Origin of the sequence: Burkholderia sp. HI2761, assembly GCF_002223355.1 — a bacterium.
GTDB lineage: Bacteria > Pseudomonadota > Gammaproteobacteria > Burkholderiales > Burkholderiaceae > Burkholderia.
Window position 1 is genome coordinate 2,266,051 of sequence record NZ_NKFN01000007.1, and the last position, 19,456, is coordinate 2,285,506.

The window sequence follows — 19,456 nt, forward strand, 5'->3', positions numbered from 1 at the left end:
CTCAAAATTTGCGCGGGCCGCCTCGCGTGCCCGTGTACGGATCGCCGTCTTCCTGCATGCGCTGCAGGCAGTACTTCATCGCCGCGCTCAGCTCGCTTTCGACGAGCCGCAGCGAAATGCCGAAATGCTCGGCGATCTCGCGATTCAGCAGGCCGTCCACGCGGGCGGCCAGCAGGATCGCGCGGCGCCGCGGCGGCAGGCCGCGCAGCACGTCCTTCAGCGTCTCGACCTTGCGGCGCGCCGCGACGATGCGCTCGGGATCGGCCAGTTCATCGGGCATCTCCAGCAGCGTCTCGACGTCGTCGTCGTGCAGATGCCGCCGTTCGCGCCGATGCTGGTCGATCGCGACATTGTTCGCCATCCCGAGTATATAAGCGTCCGCGTTCGTCACCTGCGTGGAGACGTTCGCGTTCTCGAGGCGCAGCCAGGTTTCGTGCAGTGCATCGGCGGCGCCGTCCTTCGACCCCGTCACGCGTTCGAGCCGCCTGACCAGATACGCGTAGCGCGTCGCCAGCAGATTCCGGAGCCCGGAGCGGTTGCTGTCGGACATGGCGGCCTAGCCCCGAACGACCGGCTGCGGCGCCGGGCAACGGAAATGCACGCCGTTGCCGGCCGGGCGCAGCAGGATCGTGACCGGCTGCGGCAGGTCCGCAGGCGGTGCGTCGTCCAGCTTCAGCGCGCGCAGCGCGCGCATCACCGCCGCGTCGCGGGCGGCCGAACCGCTCGATGCCACCATGTTGACCGCCACCACCGCCCCCCTGTTGTCGATGCGCACCTGCGCGACGAGTCGATAGCTGCCCGGCACCGCCGCCGGCTGCGCGCACAGCGCATCGATCAGGTGCGCCTGCAGCAGGCCCGCGAACGCGCGCCGATCGCCGGAATCGCCGATCCCGTCGATCGGCAGCGCCGCATCCGCCGGCGTGCCGGCCGGAGCGGGCGGCGTCTCGGCGGCCGGCTGCGCGACGATGATCGCTTCGTCCGGGCGCGAGAATTTCGCACTCAACCCCGTTCCGGCCAGCATCCGCTCGAGCGCGTCGCGCGGCACGAAATCGCCCTGCACCGGCGCACTCGTACGCCCGTCGAGCAGCGGCGCCGGCGCGAGCACGATCAGCTCGGTGAGCCGCGCGAAATCCCGCAACGTCTTCGCGAGCGGCTGCGCGGGCAGATCGAAATGCACCGCGCTGCCCGGCTGGCGGCCGGTGGAACCGGTCTCCTGTGCCTGTACGCCGCGCATGCAAAGCACGACGAACGCGAGCCACGCGACGAGCGCCAGGACACCGGTCGGCGCCCGTGAACGAGTCATGAATCCCTGGACGGAAGTGGAGTTGCACGCCGCGTGCCGGAACGCAAACCCCCGTTAGCGGTTCGGCCGCAAGCGAACGACAGATTGTGAGCGGACACTGTGACAGTCCGGTGAAGCGTATCGCCGCGCGACTCAATCGCGCCGCACCGCTTTCGTGCATCGCCGGATCGCACGCGAACCACGACGCCCGCCGCTCAGGGCCGGCGCACGACGAAGTTGCCGATGCCCGTGCCGACAACGGCCATCCGCACATCGCCGGACCACAGCGTGATCGTCACCGGCACGTCGATGCTTTCGCTGCCGAGCACGATCCGCGACGGCGCTTCGCCGCCGCCCGTGTAATGCACCGACACGCCCGTCACTTCGCTGCCCCAGCGGCGTGCGCGATACAGGTCGTCGGTCATCGGCGCCCAGGCGCCGCCTTCGGTGCGCTGCACGAAGCGATAGCCGCCACCAACCGGCTGCCATGCGATCGGCATCGCGCGCACCTGCGCTTCGTCGCCGGCCGATTCGAGCAGGTTCGCCAGGCGCTGCGCCTCCTCCGCCAGATCGGTGCGCCGGTTGCGCGACGGCGCGAGCGTCACGACCGCAACCAGCAGCCCGGCGATCATGAGCACGACGAGCATCTCCAGCAGCGTGAAGCCCGCCGCCGTGCGACGCGGAACGCGTGTGTGTCGTATCGGCCGCTTCACAATGCACATGCCGTTACTGCCACGAACCGATGTCCGCATCGTTGCCCTCGCCGCCCGGTTTGCCGTCCGCACCGTAGCTGAACACGTCGATCGCGCCGTGCGCGCCCGGGTTCAGGTATTGATACGCATTGCCCCACGGATCCTTCGGCAACCGTTCCAGATAGCCGCCGTCCTTCCAGTTGTTCGGTGCCGGGTCGACCGTCGGCTTCTGCACGAGTGCGGTCAGCCCCTGCTCCTGCGACGGATAGCGGCCGTTGTCGAGTCGATACAGGTTCAGCGACTGCATCATCGTGCCGATGTCCTGCTTCGCGGCGATGCGGCGTGCTTCGTCCGGGCGGCTCATGATCTTCGGCACGATCAGCGCCGCGAGAATCCCGAGGATCGCGACCACCACCATGATCTCGATCAGCGTGAAGCCGCGTTGCGTGCGGCGACGCGCTTGTCTGCCCGCGTGGCCGGCGTACGACGTTCGGGTTTCGTTGAGGCCCGTCATCATGCATTCACCCTCGCAGCAAAGAATGGAAAACGTCTTCTGTCCATCGCATCGACCCGTCGCCATGAAACCATTCGACCTGCTTCGCATCGCGCCGTCCCGCACCGATCTCGTGCAGCTCGCGGCGACGTTCGCCGCCGCCGCGACACTCGCCGCCGTGTCGCTGTGGGCCGTGCGCGTATTGAGCGGCGCCGATACGCCGGTCGCAGTGCTTGCACCGCCGCCCACGTCGGTCGACGTTGCAGCCGGCGCACGGCTGTTCGGCGCGAAACCCGACGGCGGCCGCGATGCCATCCAGTTGCTCGGCGTACTCGCCTTCGATGCACGCCGAGCCGCTGCGATCGTCAGCGTCGGCGGCGAAGCATCGCGCGTCGTGTCGCTCGGCGCGGCGATCGGCGACACCGCGAAGCTTGCCGAGGTTCGCGCGCGCTCGATCGTCGTCGACCGCAACGGGCTGCAACACGAGATCGCGCTGCCCGCCGCGGAGAAGGCCAACGCGTTCGTGCGCTGAGCCGCGCATCACTGCACCATGTTGTTCAGCTCGATGATCGGCATCATCACCGCCAGTACGATCACGAGCACCACGCCGCCCATCGCCAGGATCAACAGCGGTTCGAGCAGGCTCGTCAGGAACATCGTGCGGCGCTCCAGCTCGCGCGATTCGCCTTCGGATGCGCGATCGAGCATCGTCGTCACGTCGCCCGTCGCCTCACCCGAGCGGATCAGGTGCACGAGCACCGGCGGGAACGTCTTCGTATGGGCCAGCGCGCGCGATAGCGCGGAGCCTTCGCGCACGCGCACGATCGCGTCGTCGACGTTCGCGCGCATCGCGCGGTTCGACAACGTCTCGCCGGCCGCCTGCAACGCACGCAGGATCGGTACGCCGGCCGCCGTGAGAATGCCCAGCGTGCTCGCGAAGCGCACCGTGTTGTAGCCGCGCACGAGCTTGCCGGCGAGCGGCGCGGTCAGCACCCACGTGTCGAATCTGAGCCGCGGCGCATCGCGCGACAGCACCTTGCGGATCGCATAGACGATCGCGACCGTCGCCGTGAGCGACGCCCACCACCAGTGCCGCACGAAATCGGACAACGCCATCATCACGACCGTCAGCGTTGGCAGTTGCTGCTTGGTGCTGGTGAACACGTTCGCGACCTGCGGCACCACGTAGCTCAGCAGGAACGTGACGATGCCGAACGCGATCAGCGTGACGATGCCGGGATACGTGAACGCCAGCAGGATCTTTTGTTTCAGCGCATTGCTCTGCTCGATGTAGTCGGCGAGGCGCGACAGCACGACGCCGAGCTTGCCCGTATGCTCGCCGGCCGCGACGAGCGCGCGATAGATTTCCGGGAAATCGCGAGGATGCTGGCTCAGTGCGTTCGCGAACGAATGGCCGCCGACGATTTCCGCGCGGATCGACGCCATCAGCTCGCGCATGTATTCGCGTTCGGCCTGCTCGCTCAATACCGACAGCGATTCGTCGAGCGGCAGACCTGCGACCAGCAGGCTCGCGAGCTGGCGCGTGAGGATCGCCTGCTCGCGCTGCGACAGCTTGCGGCCGAGCGACAGGCGTTGATGACGCTCGCCGTGCAGACGCTGCGCGGCCAGTTCGACGACGAGCGGCGTGAGCCCCTGCGTGCGCAGATGGCTGCGGCCGGCGCGTGCGCTGTCTGCTTCGAGCACGCCTTTCAGCGTGCGGCCGGTGGGATCGATCGCTTCGTAGCGGAATGCCGACATGTCGGTGCTCTCCTGTCACATACGCGACTGCTTTCGATGGCGTCGCGCTGCATGCCGGACGGAGTCGCCGGGGAAGACTACGGAGCGAACCGGCGCAAATTTGTGACGGATGTTGGGCTACCTTTTTGACGGGGCTTATTACCTGGCGTCGTTATTCTTATAACGTAAAAACGATTTCAAGCTTATCCGGACAATTAATCGATCACACATTAAATACAATGCGACCTTGCCCGACCTTCCATTTACAGATTCGTGCGACAAGCAGAAAAAATACATCGAAGTGGAAGATATTCGTCGACGTGCACAATGTTCCGTAACATCCGCCACGAAACCGTCGTGAAGTTGGGATAGCGCTGCCTGGCTCCGCACGCTACGTCACCGGCCTCCACCAAGCCTGAAGCGGGCTCCCGCAAGCATTCCGTCGAACGACTCCGGCTAAATCCCAGTATCTGGACGCTCCAACTCGCGCCGAATGACGCTCCGATCGGCACTTTATCAATTCGAATAACGCAATGGCTTGCTCGATAAAAATGTTACGCACCATTCGTTATGAAAAATTCACACGCGTTATTCGGATTTCCACCTACATTTACGCGGCGGTCCATAAGCATTCCAACCGCAGTAGCAGGGGTTCCCGTTTATCTTCGTTCAAGGAAATTTCTCATGAAATCCAGCAAGCGCAAGATCTGTCAAGTCCTCGCTCTCGTTGTTTCCGGTCTGGGCGCCACGGCCGCGATGGCCGCGGACATCCACGGCGGCGGTTCGTCGCTCGTCGCCCCGACCATCGGCGCGATCGGCAACACCGCGACCGAAATCGGCCTGTTCGGCACCGCCGAAGGCTCGTTCACGTATTACTCGGTGGGTTCGGGCGCCGGTCAGAACGCGTTCCTGAACAACCAGCCGACGTTCTTCGGCTCGGGCGTCACGGGCACGGTCCACTTCGCGAACAGCGATGCGGCCCTGTCGACCGCCCAGCTCACGTCGTACAAGGCCGGCCTCGGCGCGACCAACGGCCCGCTGATCCAGATCCCGTACATCGTCACGCCGATCACGGTGCCGGTCGTCAATGGCCCGGCCGTGACGAGCACGACGACGCCGCAAACGACGCCGGGTCAAGCGCATAGCATCGCGCTGAACGACGACGACCTGTGCGGGATCTTCTCGGGTCGTATCACCGATTGGGCCGGCACCATCGTCAACGGCGTCCGGACCAATGCGCTGATCAATCCGGAAACCGGCTCGCCGTACACGACGACCAGCACGCCGATCAAGGTGGTTTATCGCGCGGACGGCAGCGGCACGACCGAACTGCTGACGCGCCATCTGGCCGCCGTGTGTACGACGACCAACACGAACGCGGGCGTCACGTTCGCCGATTCGCTGACGTTCACGGCATCGTTCCCTGGCGGCACGGTGCCGGCGAACTTCGTCGCGGCATCGGGCAGCGGTGGCGTGCGTAACGCCGTGGCGAGCTTCTCGTCGGCCGGTACGGCAGCCATCGCATACCTGAGCCCGGACTACACGAACACGTTCCTCGCACCGTCGAGCACGGTCGTGACGTCGGCCGGCGCGCTGCAACTGCCGGTGGCGAGCCTCGTGAACGCGAAGAACAGCGCGTATTACGCACCGACGTATGCGAATGCGACGACCGCACTCGGTACGGTCAAGCCGCCGGCACTCAAGGCCGGCGCTTCGGATCCTTCGCAATGGGTGCCGGCCGCCGGCAACCCGGTATCGGGCTACCCGGTTTCCGGCACCAGCCAGATCATCCTGAGCCAGTGCTACAAGGATGCGACGGTTAAGACAGCAGTGCATGACTTCCTGAACAGCCACTACACGAACGCCAGCTTCGCGGCGATCGTTCATGGCAACGGCTTCGACACTGTTCCGTCGAACTACCAGACGGCCATCTCGAACGACTTCCTGAGCAACGCGAGCACGTGGAACCTCGACATCGGCAACGCGAGCGTCTGCACGGGTACGGTGGTCGGCCGCTAAGGTCGACACGCTGACTACCGAGCTTCAGACTGCTGCGCCCCTGGGTTACCAGGGGCGCAGTTTTATTTGATAGCCACCAACCTGTTCATCGGGCGGTCCGCAACTTCCTGGCCCGTTTCATTACAATCGGAGAGGCAGCATCGTCTCACGACACGTAAAGGTCCGGGCGAACGAGCTATCAATATGGATCATTCCGTTCTGCTCATCGAACCACACGAATCCGGGTCGCTGGAGACACTCCCCCTCTGATCGAACGCTCCATACAGCGCCTGAATAAAAAACGCGAGCGCCGATGCTACCGGCAGCCCGCGTCGCGCAACGCTTCGCCTCGATCAGATCTTGCCCAACCTGTCACGCTCCTCGGATGTCAACGTGGCCCGTTGCGTGGCCCCGGGTTGACCGAAACCAAGAATCGACACCGCGTTCGACGAATCGTAGCCGACCTGCTGCTTGTGCTTCTTCGCGCCGTCTCCACCCGCATCACCGAAGCCTTCGACCTGCACCGAGATCGTCCAGCGCCGCACCGCGCCTCCGGCCGCGTTGTTCTTCGCGATATCCTGCGCCACCTGAGTGGCAGCCGATGCGGCCGCACTCGCAGCCGTCAGCGCACCGGTATTCACCGCCTGCACGAGCGGGATGCCGGTCGCCTTGCCGGTCACCTGAATGTTGTCGGCATTCACCACGCGCAACGCAGCGACGTTCAGGTTGCCCGCGCGAATCCCCGCATCGCCCGCATCGACCGTGCCGCGCGGTGCGATCAGGTTGATCGTACCGATCGGCACACCCGGCACGCTTTGCAACGTTGCGATGCCCGCGCCCGTGACCTGCCCGCGTGCGTCGACCGTGCAATAGTGATTCGCGTCGCACACGTATTGCGGCGCAGGTGTATCCGCCGACGACTTCGCACCCTTGCCCGCGTTGATGTCGCCGTTCGAACTCCAGATCGTCATGTCGCCGCCCTGCTCGGTGAAGATCCGGCTCTGGGCGAGCAGCACGCTGCGGTCCGTAAAGATGTTGATGTCACCCTTCTCGAGCGTGAGGACACCCATCGTTCCGGGCCCGGCAATCGTCTTGCCGGTCGCACTGTCGACGATCTGAGGCGGTGCGGATGTACTCCCGATCAGCGCCTGCCCGCCCGGGCCAAGGATCGATACGTTACCGCCCTGTTGTGTCTGGATGGTCGTGCTGCGAATGTCCAGGTCGCCCGTATCGATCAACTTGTTCGCACCGTTGCTGCCGCCGCCGAGATTGTTTGCCGTGTAGCCCAGCGAAGCGGGAAACATCGTATTGAGCGCCTCGTAGCCACGCGCGTATTTCTGATAGTACGGACTGGCGGGATTGTTGTAATCCTCGCCGATGCTGGTCAGGACCTTGAACAACACTTGCTCGGCAAAGAGCTGCTGGACATACTGCGGCAGCGCCTTGAATTTCGCCCAGGCCGCGTCCGCGCTCAACGGCTTGATCGCCGGCTGATCGTTGACCAGCCCCGTGTCGACCGAGAGCCCCGCCTCGTATTGCTCCATGAACGTGACGAGCGCGGGCGTCGCGCTGGAAACACCCGGCACGGACTTCGCCGGATCGACATACGTCGAGACGAACGAAGCGGTGTCGATACCCGGCCCGACACCGAACAGTACATTGATGTTCGCGCTCTCGTGGGGCAAATACGGATTGTTTGCGTTGCCTATCGCGTTGATACCGGTGGTTATGCCGGTCGCGTTCGTTATGCCCGACAGATTGGTCAACGGTCCGATATTGCGGCCGGCTTCGATGTCGAACGTGCCGGGACCGCCGACATTCAGCGTGGGCAAGCCCGACGCGGGCGTATCGTAGATGTCGCGCCCCGCCACGATCCGCGTCACGTCGGATCTGCGCAGATTTTGTCCCAGGAAGGACAAATTGACGATATCCCGGCCGGCCTGGATCAACGCCGGTTTGTCGATCACCACTGGAACCACGACATTCAAGATTGACGCATTCCCCGGTACGCTATCGACAATGTCGCCGTTCAAACTGTAGATCCGCGCCGGTACAGTATCGTCGCCATGCAGGGTAACCGGATCATGAGCCGCCGCCGATGCAATCGTCGGGTTCGCGACAAGAACATTCGGCTCCGCCGGTGACGGCATCGCGGACGGATCGACGTCGAGCATGCCGAACGCCGGAAACCCGCTGACAATCAATCCGTTGATACTCGACAGGTTGACGGACTGGTCGGCGATCAGGCTCAGGTCGCCGGACGCCGACGGATAGAGCACGCCGCTCGCCGCCACCGTAATGCCACCGGAAAGCGCGGTCAGATTCACCGACGCCGGCAGAATGGACGACAAATCGTTCACCCCCGGCAGCTCCGCATTGGTCGCTCCGCCGCCGATCAGGCTGACTGCCGAGAGTGTGCCGATCGCGACGTCACCCGTCGTCGACAGGATATTGACGGCGGACGTCGACGAATAGCCCTTCATGTCGGCTTGTTGCTTATATGCGGTCAACAGCGCAGTGCTCTGCACATACGACGGATCGAACACACGCCCGATGCTGACGCCTTGTCGCGCGCTTACGTCGAGCACGCCGTCCTGTGTCGCCAGCAGCGTATCTATCGTGACGGCAGGCTGGCCGTCAAATGATGAAGGCACAGCAATATCCGCGCCGATTTTCCCACCTGCCGTGATCGTTCCGGTTCCCTTCGCGACAAAATAGCCACCGCTCAGAATGTCCCCTCCAGCACGCACCGTCAGATTGCCGCCGCCAACCGTATTGACCGTCGGGTTATCCGTGTTCGAACCAGTCAGATACCACGTGGTCGGCAACGACACCGACAGGTCGGAGATATTTCCACCCGCCGACACGGACACGTTCCCGCCAGCGCTCAATACACCCTGACCGAACGCACCGAAGTTGATCGAGGACTGGACGATCTGCGTCGCGGGATTGATTGCGCCGACCTGGCCGGTCGGATTGCCGATTTGCATCCACTGCCACCAGAACTGGCTGATATTTGCGCCCGGACGTCCGGTCACGGTACCGTTCACATCGGTCAGATACTCGGCGCCCGTGATATCGCCCTGTGCACGAATCGTGATATCGCCGGCCGAATCCGGATTGACGGCGGACGTCACCAGAATATCCGGATTGTTGTTCAGGCCATGAATGATCGACAGGCCCGTGCCGGCCGGCGCCCCCGCCGCAGGCGCGCCGCCCGTGTAAATCACGCCGGGAACGGTGAGGTCAGGACTGTTCGGCTGTATCGAACTGCTGTCGAACAGCGCGATGTCATTGCTGGCCGAGATGTCGATCGAACCGGTACCGGTGCGTATCATCGTCGGCGCCAGAATTGCCAGACCGTTGCTGTCGACGAACGTCGTATGCCCGTCGAAGGTCACGCTCTTGCCGTTCGATCCGCTTCCTGCGGTCCGCGCCTGAAGCGCCAGCGGATTCGTGCTGTTCAGATCCGCCCCTGCCACTACACGGAAGGAACTGCTCGGGCCGCCCGTCAGCGAAGCCGACGCAAGCGGAATTGGAACAGCCGCAATGGACGTCGGAGACGGCGTATTGTCCGTCACGGCAGGAAGGCTGATCGTCGGGGTCCCAATTACTGCAACGGACTGAGCGATCGGTGCCGCAAGAGGCGTTACCAACGGGTACTGATTCCCGTGCTGAACCACAAACTGTACAGAATCGGACAGATACTTCTGATACTGATTCAGATAGATCAGATAGGACGCGGGATTCGATGCCTGTTCGGCTGCGAGCGGTGCAATCGGAGCCGTTGGCTGACCGGGCAGCATCGTGCTGTGGTTGCCGGTCCGAAACAGGAAAATGGTCTCAACAATAGTGTCGTCCAACGGAAAGTTTGGTCCTAGCGCTGACGAAAAGCTCGTCGCGTTCTGATCCAGGTAATTCGCGTACGCCGTATAAAGTGCATAGTATTCGGCAACTTCGTCTGGCGCACCTCCGACCGGTTGCCCCGGACCGGACGCCAGACCATAGCTCGTCCAAAACGCGAGCCCGTATCCATAGTGCCCCGCCGACGCGCCATAAATCGTCTGTGCCGCTGCCAACGTCGACAACGGCGGCACCGGAATCGTCCCACCGCCACCCAACGGGTTCGCGATCTGGAAGAACCCGTCCGACAGGCTCGCCTTCACCTTCACGTTGTTCTCGGCACGCAGCGTCACGACCGGCGCCTGTCCGTCGAACCGGAACGCGAGATTCGTCGGCGATGTACCCGCCCCGAGGTTCCAGTTCGTCAGCACCTGAATATCGCCACCGTTGATCGCCGGGCTGGGGTTGTCGAGCTCGATCCCCGGCACGATGCGCGTATTCGCGATGTTCCTGCCGGCAAATGGATCGACCAGCGTATCGAGCCCGTGCTGTACAAACCCCATCAGCGTGCCCGGCGCCGCGGTCGACGCATCGCCGTTCTGATATCCGTAGAAGGTCTGATGATCCGTGTTCGCGCCGCCGCTCGCGGGCGCGAAGTACATGTTGTTCAGTCCGCCGAAACCAATGTCTTTATCGCCGCCTTGAAGCTGCACCTGCGTAACGGTCGACGATACACCCGTCGCCTGATTCGTCAGCGTGCCTCCACCCGAACCGTCCGGTGCGAACGCGAACGTCGCCGGCGTGCCGGACGTGCCCTGCGCGGAAAACGTGCCGGCCAGCAGATGCCCGCTCTTGTCATACCAACCCGCCGGGTCGATGACGCCGTCGAAGTGCTGCGCGCCCGTCGTCGCGTCCGTCGTGCTCCACACCGCATACGCCTCGAGCGTCGTCGCGCGCGAGCCGACGATGCCCTTGCCGTCGTTGAACGTATCCGGCAGGTTGAGCTTCACGCCGTTATCGGCCAGTAGCGGCGCGCGAAAATTCACCGTGCCGCCCGACAAACCGCCGGCCGTTCCACCCGACACGTCGATCAGCGCGTTCGCGCCGAGCGTGATCGCGCCCGCGTTCGCACGCAGGATATTCTCGTAACCATAGGTTGCGTTGTACGCGACCGAGTTGCCGTTTGCATCGACGATCGTCGGATCGAACATTGCGGTCGTGCCGATATTCACCTTGCCGCCGCGCTGGTTCGGATCGGAGCCGCGCGCCAGCAGCGAACCTTCGATGTCCACACCGTTGCGGCCGTACAGGTCGATCTCGCCGCCCGCCTTGCCGGACGCGTCGATCGTCCCGAGCACGTTCACGTTGCCGTTCGCCGTATCGGCCGAGCTTCCCGAACCGCCGTCGGCCGTCAGCAGCACCGAGTGCGCGGTCAGCGTGTTGCCCTGCGACAGCGTCAGGTTGCCCGTCTTCGTGTGGACGGTGATCGCCTCGTTCACGCCGCTCGATGCAAGCGTCTTCGACAGCGCATCGAGATCGGCCGCGCCGCCCGTATTGAGCGAGAATGATCCGCCCGCATAGCCGCCCGCCGCGCCGCCCTTGATCGTGCCGTTCAGGTTCACGACCTGTTGCGGCGCCGACAGCGAAAGACTGCCAGCCGCGCCACCGCCACTGGCCCCGGAAAAATCGAGCGTCGAGCCGGACTGCACATCGACGGTACCGGCATCGGCCGTCAGCGCAATCGAACCGGCCGGCGCGTAGCGCGTCACGTCGAAGAACTGCTTCGACACACCTGCCGAACTGACCGTCGATCCGCCGCCGATCGTCAGATTGCCGGTCGTCGCTTCGAGCGTGACGTTACCGGCCGGCGCGCTGATCGTCGCACCGTTGTCGACGACGGTACCGCCGATGAAGGTCCATGCACCGCCGACCGCATCGCGCTTCAATGCCGTACCCGACGCCCCGTTCAGCGTCAGTGCGCCCGTGGTTTTCACGGTGGCGGCCGAGCTCGTATCGGCAAGGTAGACCGGTGCATTGAGCGTCACCGGCAATGCACCGAAATCGAACGTGCCCGTGCCCTGCCCGACGATGCCGCCCGTCGCGTTCATCACCGCCGAACCGAAGCCGCTTGCCGCCTTCGTGCCCGTGCCGAAGTCGATCTCTTTCGCGTTGACCGTCAGCGTGCCGTTTCCGGCCGTCGTCGTGCCGGGCGCCGCACCCATCTCGTTCGTGAACGCGACCCGCTGCGCATTCAGCGTGACGTGGCCGCCATCGCTCGTGAACGTGCCCGCACTCAGATCGACGCTGTTGCCGAACGTCGCGTTCACGTCGCCGACGAAGCCGATCGCGCCGTAGCTGCGCAGCGTCACCTGCTGCGCGTTCGCGAACTGCGCGAGGCCGGCCGGATCGACGACGAAGCCCGGCAGGCTCGCCGCCGACGCACCACTCGCGCTGGTGAACGTAATCGCGGACCCGTCTGCGGTAATCGCCTTGGCCGACAGCACGGCGGACGGATCGACCTTCAGATCGCCGGACGAATCGAGCAGCAGCGCCTGGCCGCCCGCGAGCGTCGCGCCTGCGCCGACCGACATCAGGCCCATGCCCGTGCCGCCGGTGCGCGACAACGGCGCCATCGTGCCGTTCGACACGCGCAGCAATGCGCCGTCGCCAACGATCGCGATCGGTTGATCCTTGGCGGCCGGGTAATCGCCCTGCGCGGCGATCGACGCACCGGCATCGACGCGCAACCCGTTCGCCGCGTTCGGATCGGTGCCGCTGCCGTCGGTCTTCGTGACGAGCAGGATCTCGGGGCCCTTCAGCGCCGTGTTGCCGTCGTTGGACACGACGACGCTGTTCGCGATCGGCGTGATCGTGACGCCGCTCGTCGTCGCCGCGCGCGTGCCGCCGATCAGCAGGCTGCCCGCGTTCAGCGAATCGAGCGCGTCGCTGCCGATCTGCAGATAGCCGGGCAGCGCCGCGCTGCCATTACCGGTGATCTGGATCTCCTGCGACGCGATGTCGACCTGGGCCGGTGCGCCGCCCGCGCCGGCGGCCGCATTCAGCGTCGCGCCCAGCGTCAGCGCCTTCGTCGCCGCCAGCACCAGCTGACCGCCGTCCACAGGCAGCGGCGGCGTCACGTTGCCCTTCGTCGCGGCGAGTTTCGTGAAATAGGCGTTCGCGCCCGTCAGCGTGTATTGCGAGTACTGCTGCCACACGCTGTTCGACTGCACGTTGAACAGCGTCGGCGTCGCGCTTCGGCTGCCCGTCAACGCGTCGGCGAAATAGCCGGCCGTCACGACGGTGCCGTCCTGCAGCACCTGGCTCGCGCCCGGCACGAGATTGCCGGCCGTGTTCGACACCGTGACGCGATACGCGCCCGGCAACGTCGCGTACTTGCCCGGCAGCAGCGTGTAGTAGCCGGGCGCCAGCCCCGGCACGCCCGACAGATACACGGCCTTGCCGACCGGATCGGTCAGGCTCGCCTGCCCGACGCCCATCGTCGCCGTCGCGGTCGTTGCCGTGCCGTTTGCGTTGGTGGAAGGCTGAACCGTCTGCGCGAGGATCGGGTCATACGCCGCGACCGGTGACTGCTTGCCCGGCACGATCGCATAAACGTTGCCGGCTCCGACATTGACCGGCACGGCCGTGCCGCCCTTGCCGCTTGCATAGCTCACGTTGTATTGCGACAGCACGTCGCGCGTGCCGCCGGTGCCCGGCACCCATTCGGCGGCCTGCAGGTCGCCGCCGCCGGACAGGTCGATCGTCGCGCCCTTGTCGAGCGCGACATTGCTGCCGTTCACGCCCACGTATTTCGCGGGCGGCGCGCTCAGGTCGAGCGCCGTGTTGCCGGCAAGCGGATTGAACTGCCACTCGACCCCGTCGATCGTCGTGCCGTACGGAATCACCAAGCCTCCGTTCGAGACCGACGTCACGCTCCCGCTCGCCAGCTTCACCGAATCCGTCGCGACCAGCGGCAACCCGCCAAACTGGACCTGCGTAGCCGCATTCGACGGATCGCCCACGCCAAACACGATCGTGCCGGACGGCGCGCGCACCGTGCCGCCCTGCACGATGTTCGTCGCATCGACCAGCAGCACACCCCCTGCGGACAACGGCGTGCCCGACACGCCGTTCGACGCGAACGTGACCGTCGTCGGCGCCGGTTTGCCCGTGGCCGAATCGGTCGGGCCCACCGCGTCGACAATGAAGGTGCTGCCGGTCGACGGATACAGATCTGCCGCGTTGAACGTCAGGTTGCCCGGCGTATAAAGCATTCCCGGCGCGGTGCCGGCCGCGGACGGACCCGCGTTCGTCGAGCTCAGGCGTATATCGCCGCTGCTCGTGAAGTTCGCACGTGCGAAATTGTTGAGCTGAGCCTGGTTCTTCAGATCGATGAACGATGCGTTCACGTTCAGCGTCGCATCGGACAGGGCCGCGACCGGTTTGAACTGGGGCGACTGTGACTGGATGCGCGGCCCCGACAACGCAACGTACGGCCCATCGATCTCGACGGTCGTGCCCAACGACGGCTGCGGTTGCGCGAGCAAGCCGTCGACGGCCGCCGCAAGCGTCCCGTCGGCCTTGCGCGCAGGCGTCGACAACAGCGACGACAGCTGCCCCATGCCGATGGCGGCGATACGTCCCGAGTTCAACGTCACCGATTCGGGCAGCGCCAATGTCACGTCGCCCGCAAACAGGATTGGCGTCGCCGACACGCCGACGCTATTGGGCGGTGTAGTACCGCCGAGTATCAGGTTCGCGATGCCGGACCCGTTCAACCGGTCGGCAGCGAACTGGATAACGCCGCTCGTCTGCCCGATCGGCGACGCGGTCGTCGGGTCTATCGCCGACGCCAAACTCTGTCCAGGCATCAGCCCAGACGGAACGAGCGTCCCCGCTTGCCGCACGACGAGCGCGGTGCCGGTGGAACCATCGGTCTGGCTGGGCAGGATCATCAGCGTGCCGCCGCGAGCCTGAGCGGCACCCGGCCGACCCGCGAGGGTTGCGTCCGCGAACAGACCGTTCGCAGCAGACAACGTGATCGAGCCGGCATCGCTCCATACCGACTGCGACGCGTAAGTACCGTTGGACTGAAGTTGGTCCAGGTTCGCCGACGTGCCGGATACATCGATTTTCGAGCCCGACTGCGCCACCACGTAACCCGTATCGCTCGACATCGTGACCGAGCCGCCCGCCAGCACCTTGCCCGTGTTCGGCACGACCGTCGTCGCGCCGATCTTGACCGGCGCCGCAAGCGGATTGGCCAACGCCGTGCCCGATACGTCGAGCGAAGCCTCCGCGCCGAGCCAGACCGACTGGCTCGCGCTCATGAAACCGGTGCTGAGCTGCCCGGCCTGCGCATTCGTGCCGCTCCCGTCCGCGCTCAGCGTGATCGACCCGCCAGGCGCGACGATGGAGCCGAGTACCGTGACCTGCGCCGGCGAGCCGAGGCCGATGCTCGCGCCGGCATCCGCGTGGATCGATGCGCCTTCCGACAGCGTGACCGCACCGGTGACGCCCGGATACGACGGTGTGGTAGGACGCTGGCCCTGCCGCCACGACGTATCGTTGCCGGCCGTCAAAACGAGATCCGTTGCCTGTCGGTGATAGGCATCGAGCTGGCCGATCGTGGTCAGGTTGCCTGCCGCCAGGTTCGCCCCCGTGGCCGCCTGCTGAAGCGCGAACATGTCGGGAATACGATTCAATTGCGTGACGGCAACCGACGCGCCGGGCGCGACCGTCGTGTCGTAGTACGCATTCAGCACATATTTGCCGAAGCCCTGCCGTGCAAAGAAGGTTTCCGGGAGATAAACGTCCCATGGCGACGCGGCGGCTTCGGCGCCGCCGATCCGGAATCCGAGCGCCTCCAGCGTCAGCGTGCCGCCGCCCGAAAACCCTTCGCTCAGGATCGTGCCGCCCAGAGCGACCGTGCCGGCCGTCGGCTGTGCGGTGGGCAAGGTCGGCGCGCCGTCCGCCCCGACAAACTGTTTCGTCGGTGTCGCGGAATACGTCTGCAACGTCACGTTTCCGCCGCGCCCGGCAGGCACGCCGTTCTGCATCAGCAGTTGGCCGTTGGACAGCATTTCGCCGCCGCCCGATACGTCCAGTACGCTACCTGGCTGCAGCAGCACCGAACCCGTGGTGTCGCCGACCAGCGCGCCGCCGATAACGTTCGATCCGAGCAACGCGGAGAGCGTGATGCTGCCGCCGTTGATGAACTGGCTGTTGCCGGGCGTCGTACCCGGTGCCGCCTGCACGTCGTTGTTCACCCACTGTCCCGCGGCACTGATCACACCCTGCGGGCCGACGATCACGTTGCCGCCGCTCGTGATCGAAATCACCCCGGACCGCACGGACAGGCGGCCGGCCACGTTGACGTCGGTACCGGCCACCGGGCTGTTGATGGTGATGGAGCCGCCTGGCTGCAAGTTCAGTTGCGTGCCTTGCGGCACCACGACGCCCTTGCCGCCTGCCTTGTCCTCGGTCACGTTCAGGTTCGCGAAGCCGCCGTTGTTCAACGTCGCGACCGGCACCACGGTGGTCGTGAGCACATTGCGCGGATCCGTCGCGGGCAACGCCTGCAGTGCCGTCTTGTCGAGCGGCGTGTCGATCGAGAAACCCGGCGCGATGTCGGCAAGCTGCGGCGCCTTGTCCTGCAGCACGACCAGACCCGCGGTGCCCGACGCAACGTCTATGTTGTTCGACGTCAGGTGCACCAGCGCGGCGCCGTCAAGCTTCGGATCGGCGCCGAGGTTGAACGTCCCGCCGCTCGGCAGGCTGTTGCCCTGCATCTGCTTCGCGCCGCCGAACGCCTGTGCGCTGATGTCGCCGTCAAGCACCGTGGACTGCAGCCCGTAGATATCGAGCGTGCCCGCGTTGCCGCCGACGATGTAGTCGCCCTGATACGTGCCCGCCGTCTGCAGCGGGTTGTACCAGGACTTCGTCACGCCCCAGCGCGGATGAGATTCGGTGAACTGGCCTGCGACGCCGACGTAGGTGTCGTACGGGCTCGCCTTGTCGATCGGCACGATTGCGCCGTTGGCATCGACCAGCCGCGTCGTGTTGACGATTCCGCCGTCGACGTGCACGTAGCCGCCGTTCAGGTTCATCGACGAACCGGTCGCGGTCATCACCTCGTTGCCCGACAACGTGATCGAACCGCCATTGGTCAGCAGTTGGTCGACGGCGCGCGGAATCAGGTTCACATAGCCCGACAGGTTCAGGATCGGACTGCCAACCCACGACACGCCGTCGCTGCGCGTGCCCGTCAGCGTGCTGTCGAACACGAGATTCTTGTACCCGAACAGAAACCCGTTGCGCAGTAGCGGCGAATCGGCGAGTTCGTTCTGGCCGATGCGATCGACCGTCACGAGCGTCTGTGCGATCGGCACCTCGACGTTCGCGAGCCCCGACACGTCGATGGTCGCGCCGCTGTCGACATAGATCCGGCCCGGTACGGCAGTCTGACCGGCCGGCGCCTGGGCGCCCGATGCCGACGGCGCCAGTGCCCCGACCGATACCTTCGAACCGGGCGCCTCGATCAGCGAGCCGCCCTGGAACCACACCGAGCCGGCCGTCATCCCGATGCTGCCCGGCGTGAAGGTCGCGCCGGGCGTCGACGGCGTCGTCTGGCCGTTGCCGTCCGGCATCACGGCCGTCACCGAATCGGGGCCGAAGCTCAGCAGGCCGGCGCGATTCGTGGTGCTGCCGGTGCTTTGCGGGCTCGTCGTCACAATCCCCTGCCCGAGATACCCGGCGCCGGTCGGATTGTTGGACTGGTATTCGTCGACCGTGGAAATCGTGATTGTGCCCGGCGAGTTGACGCTCGTCGTCACGCCTACCACGCCGTTCTGCGCGACGCGGCTGCCGAGCAGGTTCACGTTGCCGCGCGCGGCTTCGACGATGCCGGTATTGGTCAGCGTGCCGGCCGGCGTGATGTCGGTCGTCTGGCCGTTCGGGCCGAGCAGCGCGATCTTTCCGCTGAGCTCCGGCAGCAGCACCTGCGGATTGATCTGCAGGCCGCCGGCAGGCCGCAGGCTCACCCCCACACCGGCCGCGAGCACCACCTGGCCGTCCGTCGCCTTGATATGCCCAGCGTTCGTCACGTTCGGCGCCGCGATCATCACGAAGCCGCCATCGCTCGCATTGCCGTTCGCGTGCGTGGTAATCGAGGCGCCCTGCTCGATGGTGACGTCGCCCCACGGCTGATACTGGCCGGCCGACGTGAGGTTGACCTGGTTGCCCAGGCCGAGCACTTCGTTCGGCACCGTGCTGTTGCCATTCACCCCAGCCGAACTGCCCGACTCCTGATACGCCAGCCCGCCCGTCGTCCCGGCCGGCAAACTCAGGAACTGCTTGTTGCTCGCAACGATCCCGGCGGCGTCCTGCGCGAGGCTGTTGTCCGTCACAACCGGGACCTTGTTGACCAGGGCCTGGTTGTAATTGTTCATGTTCAGCACATCGAGCGACGACGCCACCAGCGAATGCACATTCACTTGCGACCCGGCCCCGAACAGCACGCCATTCCGGTTGATCACATACACCGCCCCCTGCGCGGTGATGTTCCCCAGAATCTGGCTCGGCCGCCCGCTCGGATCGTTGACCCGGTTCAGCACCGCCCAGTTGTTCGCCCCATTCGTCTGCGTCCCGCCCGACTGATCGAAATTCAGCGTCGTCTGTCGCCCGACGTTCATCGTCTCCCACGTCAGCACCGCGTTCTGCCCGGTCTGCTTCACGTCGACGTTCACGTGGCCGTTCGCGTCGGTATTCTGCGTCGGTGCGTTCGCGTTGAACCACAGCACCGGATTGTTCGTATCGCCCGACGCGCCCGCCGCCACCTGCAGCCCGCCCGGCGCCAGCCCGTTCGGCACGGTCGACGGCAGCTTCGCCGCCGCGGCCGCCGCATTCTGCTGCGCGGCGATCTGCGCGGCGATCGCATGTGCCGCATAACCGAGGTTGCGGATCGACGGCTGGCTGGCCTGCAGCGCCTGCTGCGGCGACACGCCGAGATTCGGCACGCCCGGCATGCCGCTGGCACCGCCTGCGCCGCCGCCCGCCGCACGTGCGGTGGCCTGCCCGAGGTTCATGATGCCCGCCCCGTGCGCATGCGCCGACACGCCCGCCGCGAGCATCAGCACGACCGCCCGGTACAGCGGGCTCAGTTCCGATTTCAGGACCGACCGTGAGGCCGTTGCGCGAGGTTGCCGTTCCGTACATGCGCGTGCTGCCATTCTTTCCACCCCGATGCTAGGAATTTGCATGCGGCGCCGGTCCGGCACCGCACATGTCGTTGCGCCTGAAACAGGCCGCTGGAATCCGAAGACCATACGAAGCGCGAATGGCAGCGACATGGCGACTGTTACGGACCATTCCGGCCGCCGTGAAAAGGTCCGTAGCTTTTGTCATGGAAGG

General features: G+C 65.4%; 8 protein-coding genes. 2 read left to right on the forward strand and 6 right to left on the reverse strand.

What is annotated here, in order from left to right; genetic code table 11:
• Position 1: 1 nt before the first annotated feature.
• The 4 genes from CFB46_RS27895 to gspG all read right to left on the reverse strand — a co-directional run bounded on the left by CFB46_RS27895 (position 2) and on the right by gspG (position 2,488).
• Positions 2 to 550, reverse strand: coding sequence for an RNA polymerase sigma factor (locus CFB46_RS27895; RefSeq protein WP_011354683.1), 549 nt, complete (start codon positions 548 to 550; stop codon positions 2 to 4).
• 6 nt (positions 551 to 556) lie between these two features.
• Positions 557 to 1,303, reverse strand: coding sequence for a secretin and TonB N-terminal domain-containing protein (locus CFB46_RS27900; protein WP_089501979.1), 747 nt, complete (start codon positions 1,301 to 1,303; stop codon positions 557 to 559).
• A 194-nt stretch (positions 1,304 to 1,497) separates the two neighbouring features.
• The gene (locus CFB46_RS27905) at positions 1,498 to 2,004 is read right to left on the reverse strand and encodes a GspH/FimT family pseudopilin (protein ID WP_227789524.1); all 507 of its coding nucleotides are present in this window, start codon (positions 2,002 to 2,004) and stop codon (positions 1,498 to 1,500) included.
• A 4-nt stretch (positions 2,005 to 2,008) separates the two neighbouring features.
• A complete protein-coding gene (gspG, locus tag CFB46_RS27910; RefSeq protein ID WP_089502391.1) occupies positions 2,009 to 2,488 on the reverse strand; it encodes a type II secretion system major pseudopilin GspG in 480 nt (159 codons plus the stop codon).
• A 64-nt stretch (positions 2,489 to 2,552) separates the two neighbouring features.
• Here gspG and CFB46_RS27915 point away from each other — a divergent pair, with 64 nt between their 5' ends.
• Positions 2,553 to 2,999: a type II secretion system protein N gene (locus tag CFB46_RS27915; protein ID WP_089501981.1), complete on the forward strand. Its 447-nt coding sequence runs from the start codon at positions 2,553 to 2,555 to the stop codon at positions 2,997 to 2,999.
• Between the two features lie 8 nt (positions 3,000 to 3,007).
• Here the strand turns inward: CFB46_RS27915 and gspF are convergent, their stop codons facing one another.
• Complete coding sequence (gspF, locus tag CFB46_RS27920) at positions 3,008 to 4,225, reverse strand: type II secretion system inner membrane protein GspF (protein ID WP_089501982.1); 1,218 nt, start codon at positions 4,223 to 4,225, stop codon at positions 3,008 to 3,010.
• 663 nt (positions 4,226 to 4,888) lie between these two features.
• Between gspF and CFB46_RS27925 the strand changes: the two genes are divergently transcribed.
• Complete coding sequence (locus CFB46_RS27925) at positions 4,889 to 6,223, forward strand: substrate-binding domain-containing protein (RefSeq protein WP_089501983.1); 1,335 nt, start codon at positions 4,889 to 4,891, stop codon at positions 6,221 to 6,223.
• A 332-nt stretch (positions 6,224 to 6,555) separates the two neighbouring features.
• Here the strand turns inward: CFB46_RS27925 and CFB46_RS27930 are convergent, their stop codons facing one another.
• Positions 6,556 to 19,395: a filamentous haemagglutinin family protein gene (locus CFB46_RS27930; protein WP_373558207.1), complete on the reverse strand. Its 12,840-nt coding sequence runs from the start codon at positions 19,393 to 19,395 to the stop codon at positions 6,556 to 6,558.
• Positions 19,396 to 19,456 lie beyond the last annotated feature (61 nt).